This is a genomic window from Rhizobium sp. PDO1-076, assembly GCF_000247475.1.
Classification (GTDB): Bacteria; Pseudomonadota; Alphaproteobacteria; order Rhizobiales; family Rhizobiaceae; genus Allorhizobium.
Map to the genome: position 1 here is coordinate 1 of NZ_AHZC01000341.1, position 720 is coordinate 720.

General features: G+C 65.1%; 1 protein-coding gene. It reads right to left on the minus strand.

Annotation, left to right across the window (positions count from 1 at the left end):
- Positions 1–720: methyltetrahydrofolate--corrinoid methyltransferase (locus PDO_RS16795; RefSeq protein WP_037074497.1), on the minus strand; the 720-nt coding region annotated here is incomplete at both ends.

Here is a 720-nt window from a genome sequence, read left to right on the forward strand (position 1 = left end):
CCGAAGCAGCCCCCGCTCCGGCTCTGGCCGCGCGACCGCCACGACGGCCCGAGGAGGCGCCTGGTGGGGTGATGGAGGGCGCGGCACCGGCTTCGGCCGGCTTGTGGTCGCGGTAGGTCATGATCCAGTTGCCGCAGTTCGGGTCGGTGCCGTTCAAGACGTTTGCGGCGCGCACGGCTTCCATTTCCTGCGGGCGGCAGGGGTTCATGATCGCCGATGTCATGCCGGCGCCGATGACCATCGGGATGAAGCCGGCATTGATGCCGTGGCGATGCGGCAGGCCGAAGGAGATGTTGGAGAGGCCGCAGGTGGTGTTGACCTTCAGCTCGTTGCGCAGGCGGTAGAGCAGCTGGAAGACCTGGCGGCCGGCATCACCGAGCGCGCCGATCGGCATGACCAGCGGATCGACGACGATGTCATGCGGCTTGATGCCATAGTCCATGGCGCGTTCGACGATCTTCTTGGCCACGGCGAAACGCACGTCGGGGTCCATGGAGATGCCGGTTTCGTCGTTGGAGATGGCAACGACGGGCACGTCGTATTTGGCGCAGAGCGGCAGGATGGCCTCAAGCTTTTCTTCCTCGCCGGTTACCGAATTGACCAGTGGACGGCCCTTGGCGACCTTGAGGGCTGCTTCGATGGCGGCGGTGACGGAACTGTCGATCGACAGCGGCACATCGACGAGGCCCTGGACGATTTCCATGGTCCTGACCAGCAGAG